4 protein-coding genes are annotated in these 5,483 nt (G+C 60.1%); 3 read left to right on the top strand and 1 reads right to left on the bottom strand.

Annotated features, from left to right (window positions below):
• Positions 1 to 4: 4 nt before the first annotated feature.
• A complete protein-coding gene (locus PVW49_RS23475) occupies positions 5 to 958 on the bottom strand; it encodes a helix-turn-helix transcriptional regulator (RefSeq protein WP_274591773.1) in 954 nt (317 codons plus the stop codon).
• A gap of 105 nt (positions 959 to 1,063) precedes the next feature.
• Here PVW49_RS23475 and PVW49_RS23470 point away from each other — a divergent pair, with 105 nt between their 5' ends.
• From PVW49_RS23470 to PVW49_RS23460, 3 genes are all read left to right on the top strand, one after another.
• Positions 1,064 to 4,342 (top strand): TM0106 family RecB-like putative nuclease, encoded by a 3,279-nt coding sequence (locus PVW49_RS23470; RefSeq protein ID WP_274591772.1) that lies wholly within the window; start codon positions 1,064 to 1,066, stop codon positions 4,340 to 4,342.
• Between the two features lie 17 nt (positions 4,343 to 4,359).
• Positions 4,360 to 4,689, top strand: a complete 330-nt coding sequence (locus PVW49_RS23465; RefSeq protein WP_274591771.1) for a DUF4357 domain-containing protein — start codon at positions 4,360 to 4,362, stop codon at positions 4,687 to 4,689.
• Between the two features lie 158 nt (positions 4,690 to 4,847).
• Entirely contained in the window at positions 4,848 to 5,459 is a 612-nt protein-coding gene (locus tag PVW49_RS23460; RefSeq protein WP_274591770.1) for a sacsin N-terminal ATP-binding-like domain-containing protein, read from the top strand.
• Positions 5,460 to 5,483 lie beyond the last annotated feature (24 nt).

Genomic DNA, 5,483 nt, shown 5'->3' with positions numbered 1-5,483 from the left:
TGAATCACGCAGCGAGACCGAAATCAATGCATCCTGACCCTAGTACGTCCACCTTGTCGCCCCATTGATAAATGTGCCATGCCATTTCCAGCCAGCCCGCTGCCTTGAACCTGACGATCAGGCTGCCATCATCCTGAGGCTCTACAACTTGGGTCGGGTGGAAACTGTATTCGGCGGCGCGCTCTGCGGCCTCAGGTGTGAAGCGCCACACGACTTCGCCAAATTGTTCGGGGTCCTGATAAACACCAAACGCCTGAGCAGCGTAGGTCTCTAGGGAGAAACCCGAGGCCAGTTGGAAGCTTTCGTTCAGTACCTCCGCCTCATGAATCCGATCCATGCGGAAGTTCAAGATGTCTTCTCCACGCGAGGGTTGGCGTGCCACAAGATAGGTGCGGTGCCCCAGCAGCATGCCATGCGGTTCGATCACGCGCGGCGCAGCACCCTGAGCCCCATAACAGACGCGCAGCCGGAACGGACCGCGCAGCGCTTCGATGACAGCATCTGTCACGGCAGGCTTCAGCGTAACGGTAGGGCCTGGGCGCGTGACTCGTCCCAATCCAGCCAGCACTGCCTCTGCATCGGCTTCCGACCGAAGCGCGTCCCTTGGATTCAAACGCGCCAGCAACGCGTCGCGGAGATCCTCCAGAGAGCGTGAGTGCCGTATTCGCCCTTCATCGCGCGCGGTACGTGCCGCGATTTCCAGCGCCTCGATCGCCGTTTCCTGCCGGGGCTGCAGTCGGTCCGGCAAGGGTGCGTCCATCCGCCAGTAACGCCGTCTTTCCACATCGTCTGCGGTCGAAACGTTCGCGAAAGTTGCTTCGAGAGCCTCAGTCATCCGTTGAGCAGTGCGATGCGACACATCGAACTCGGCGCAGATGTCCTCGAGGCTGACACCACCTCGGCGAGAAGCCGCCATCTGGGCAAGGCGAAGCAAATCCTGCGCTTTTGCAAAAGACATTTGATCTCCATGCCAGAAATTGACACCCTCGCACGGTATTGATGACCTTGCGGTCTGTCGAGGTGATTCCCTTGGAGATTGATTTGCATAGGTAATGGAGTAGCCATGAGGGATCTCGACGGTCGCATATTCTTGTCCGCAACGGATCTCATGCGCTTCACAGGCTGCGCACATGCGACCACCCTTGATCTTGCGCATCTGCGCGGAACGGGCCAGGAGCCGGGCGACGACACCGAGGACGCAGCGCTTTTGCAAAAGCAGGGCGATGCGCATGAGGCGGCGCACCTTGCACATCTCAAGGAGGCCGGGCGCACGGTCATGGAAATCGAGCGCGGCAAACTTGGCGAAAACGCCGAAGCCACGCGCGCGGTGCTCGCCGCTGGTCCGGATGTGGTGTTTCAGGGCGCGTTTCTGTCGGGGAACTGGGGCGGCTGGTCCGACTTCCTGGAGCGTATTGAGACCCCCTCGGCGCTCGGACCGTTCAGCTACGAGGTGGCCGACACCAAGCTGAAACGTCGGGCTGATCCGAAACATGTGCTTCAGCTGGTTCTATATTCCGATCTGCTGGCGGAAATTCAGGGGGTGGTGCCCGAGTTCGCGCATGTCGAATTGGGAGACGGCACGCGCGCGACGCTGCGCCTGGCGGACTACTCTGCCTATGCACGGATGGCGCGCGAACGGCTGGAAACTTTCGTTGCCGATCCGCAGCCGATGCGCCCGGTGCCATGTGCAGATTGCGGTCTTTGCCGTTGGGCCGATCATTGCGAAAGCGTTTGGCAGACCGAAGACAGCTTGTTCAATGTCGCCAATATCAGCCGTGGTCAGGTGAAGAAGTTGGAAGCCGCGGGTGTTCACACATTGGAGGCTCTCTCGACGCTCGATCACCCAGTGCGCGGAATGGCCGAAAACACCCAGGCCCGTTTGGTCACGCAGGCCCGCCTGCAGCAGGCCCGCAAAACCGGGGAGCCAGATTTCGAACTACGGGCGCCCGAGCCTGGCAAAGGCTTTGACCTGTTGCCGGAACCGCAGCCGGGCGACCTGTTCTACGACATTGAAGGCGATCCACACTACGAGGGCGGCCTCGAATACCTGCACGGCATCTGGTTCGACGGGGCGTTCAAGGCGTTCTGGGCCCATGACCACGATGCCGAAGCGCGGGCATTGTCCGACTTGCTGGCGTTTTTTCGCGCGCGGATTTCGCAGTACCCCACTGCGCGCATCTATCACTACGCGCCCTACGAGATCACAGCACTCAAACGCCTGACCACGAAATATGGGATCGGTGAGGCTTTCCTCGACCGGCTGCTCCGGGAACGGCGCTTCGTCGATCTGTTCGCCGTGGTCCGCGGCGGGCTGATCGGATCGGAACCGAACTATTCCATCAAATCGATGGAGGCCTTTTACGATCGCAAGCGCGACGGCGAGGTCAAGACGGCGGGCGGCTCGGTCGTGGCTTATGAGCGCTGGCGCGAAACGCAGGACCAGCAGATTCTGGACGAGATAGAGGATTACAACCGCGTCGACTGTATCTCGACCGAGGAATTGCGCGACTGGCTGGTTGGCATCCGGCCTGTCGGCCCTTGGCCGACACTTGCCCCGGATGCAGGTGATAAAGAGGTCGAAGAGGACGCCGATACGAAAGCTCTGCGCAACCTGCTGGCAGCATCAGGTTTGCCGGAGGCGCGGCAGGATATGTTGTTCAACCTCGGCGTTTTTCACAGCCGCGAGGTGAAGCCCGCGCAATGGGCCGTATTCGATAGCGCTGCGAAGGACGAAGATGATCTGCTCGACGATCTCGATGCGCTTGGCGGGCTTGAGGCAGCGGGCCCTGTCGAACCCGTCAAGCGATCCTTTGCGCGCCGATACACCTTTCCCGAACAGGAAACGAAACTGCGGAGCGGCAAGAGGGCGACGGTTCCGGTGTTCGACAGTCCCCCGACAACGGTCGGAATCGAGACCATGGATCGCCGCGCCCGCCAGATCACGGTCAAAGTCGGCCCGGGCAAGGTCGACCTACTGACGGATCAGCTGACGCTGCATCCGGACTGGCCGATCCAGACGGGTGTCATTGCCGGTGCTTTGCGCGATGTGATCGCCGATCAGTGCGGCGCGCGCCGGTACACGGCGGTGGACGACCTGCTGTCGCGCGCTGCACCGCGTCTGCGCTCTGGCCCACGGGGCGATCTTCTGGGCGGGGCAGAACCTGTAGCGGGCACTATTGCCGTGGTGAATGACATGGATGGAACGGTCCTGCCGATTCAGGGGCCACCTGGTACCGGCAAGACCTATGTGAGTGCACGCGCGATCCTGTCTTTGGTGCGCAAGGGCCATCGCGTCGGCGTCGCATCCAACAGCCACGAGGCTATCAGGAATGTGCTGATGGGCTGTCTTTCAGCGTTGGAAGACGAAGACCTGCCGATCAATCTCGAACTCGTGCACAAGGTTTCTGGCAGCGAGGATGGTTATCCCGAAGATTGCGATGTTCATCGTACGACCGACAACGCAGAGGCCGCCAAGGGCGGGCATGTCGTAGGCGGCACCGCGTGGTTCTTCTCGCGCGACGAAAATGTTCAGGGCTTTGATTGGCTTTTCGTCGACGAGGCCGGCCAGGTTGGACTGGCAAACATGGCTGCCATGGGTCGTGCCGCGCGAAACATCGTCCTTGTGGGCGACCCGCGCCAGTTGCCGCAGGTCATCCAGGGGGCACATCCCGAGCCTGCGAACCTGTCGTGCCTCGATTGGATGCTCGGTGAGCATGCGACGGTTCCAGCTGAGCGGGGCATCTTCCTTCCCACATCCCGGCGCATGCACCCGGAGGTCTGTCGGTTTGTCTCGCAACAGGTGTATGAAGGCCGACTGACCAGCCATCCTGATACGGCTAACCAGTGCGTGACAGGCACGGCGCTCCCCGAAGCCGGAGCTTTCTGGGTGCCGGTCCCGCATGAGGGCAATGCACAGATCGCACAGGAAGAAGTCGCCGCAATTGGCAAAACCGTCACTGACCTCCTTGACGGCAGCTGGACGGAGAAGGATGGCAGCACGCGGTCGATGCGCGAGACGGACATCATTGTCGTCGCTCCGTACAACGCTCAGGTAAACGCTCTGCGGGATGCCCTTCCGTTGGGCGTCCGCGTTGGAACCGTGGACAAGTTTCAGGGGCAAGAGGCACCGGTCTGCCTGGTGTCCATGACCGCATCTTCCGCCGAAGAAACCTCGCGCGGGATGGAGTTTCTGTTTTCTGTTAACCGCATCAATGTCGCGGTCTCCCGCGCCAAGGGACTCGCATTAGTTTTTGGAGCGCCGCGATTGCGTGAGGCGAAGTGCAATACCGTCGAGCAAATGCAGCTGGTGAATACGCTGTGTGCTCTGCCATTGATCAAATAAAATGAAAGAGGGAATTCATGAGCGAGAAGGATTGGTTTGTAATGCGTCCGCAGAAGGCTCAAGCCTATGGCCGCCCCGAGTCCGGTGGCTTCCTTGTCCGCAAGGACTCGACTGCGATGCGAGAAGGCTCCCCTCGTGTGAAGAGGGATCGCGAAGAGCGTGACCGTCTGGTTCGGCGGGGTGTCCTCGTCCCGGACAGCGACCCGGACTTGTATCGTTTTTCGTGCGATCACCTCTTTGGCAGCTCCAGTGTGGCCGGGGGCATCGTCAAGGATGGAAACTGCAGCGGACCCCAAAGCTGGCGCAGGCCCAGTGATGGAAAGACGATCAAGGAAGCAATCGGCTAACCGTTTTGTTCGCGGTGATAGGGTCAAAGGTTAGGCGAGCAAATGAATAGTGAAATTTCTGGCAACGGATTAAAAGAAAACAGTCTTATGCGACGTGACCTGAGATGCACTCAATGTCCGTGAACCAAGAGAGCAGCGCCAGAGCGCACGAAACGCACATGACAGGCGAGGCTTGGGCTGCGTTCATTGCAGCTGAGCTGAAATCTACGTGCAAGGCGTATATCGAGAAACCCGCCTTCCTTTTAGGCCATTCACGCACCGAAAAGCAGACCACGGCAGACTATGCTGGTCGTGAGCTTCTGGAGCTTGTTCAAAACGCGGCCGACGCGGCAAGTGAGGTGGGTGGATCAGGACGTGTCCTAATCGAGGTGACGCAGGATGCACTGTACGTCGCTAACACCGGGCAGCCGTTCCGGAGAGGTGGTGTCGCGTCCCTGATGACGGCACACACCAGCGACAAACCAACGCGCGCCGCGCGCATGATCGGCGCGAAGGGGCTAGGGTTTCGTGCGATCCTGAATTGGACTGAGGCCCCCATCATCAGCAGTGGTGCGCTTGAGTTGGGGTTCTCGCGGCCCCACGCACGCGCCTTGGTCGCTGAACTAGCTCATCAGAACGCTGAGATTGCTGCCAGCTTCAGCGGGGATAATCCCAACTTACCACCATTGCTTGTGTTTCCCGCCACTGGTGCGGAACTAGACTCACTGGGTGATTGCGGCACACAGGATGTTGTGCGGCATGCACGCATACTTAGGGTCAGGATGCATTGATTTCGGTCTCGCTGCGTGATTCAC

The sequence above is a fragment of the Marinovum sp. PR37 genome (genome assembly GCF_028807375.1).
In the GTDB taxonomy this organism is placed as follows: Bacteria; Pseudomonadota; Alphaproteobacteria; order Rhodobacterales; family Rhodobacteraceae; genus Marinovum; species Marinovum algicola.
The sequence above is the reverse complement of the archived record's forward strand: the minus strand, read 5'-3'. Positions and strand labels throughout refer to the sequence as shown.

Coding starts and splice junctions, on each gene's coding strand:
- PVW49_RS23475 (WP_274591773.1), bottom strand. CDS start 958: ATGTCTTTTGCAAAAGCGCAGGATTTGCTTCGCCTTGCCCAGATGGCG.
- PVW49_RS23470 (WP_274591772.1), top strand. CDS start 1,064: ATGAGGGATCTCGACGGTCGCATATTCTTGTCCGCAACGGATCTCATG.
- PVW49_RS23460 (WP_274591770.1), top strand. CDS start 4,848: ATGACAGGCGAGGCTTGGGCTGCGTTCATTGCAGCTGAGCTGAAATCT.
- PVW49_RS23465 (WP_274591771.1), top strand. CDS start 4,360: ATGAGCGAGAAGGATTGGTTTGTAATGCGTCCGCAGAAGGCTCAAGCC.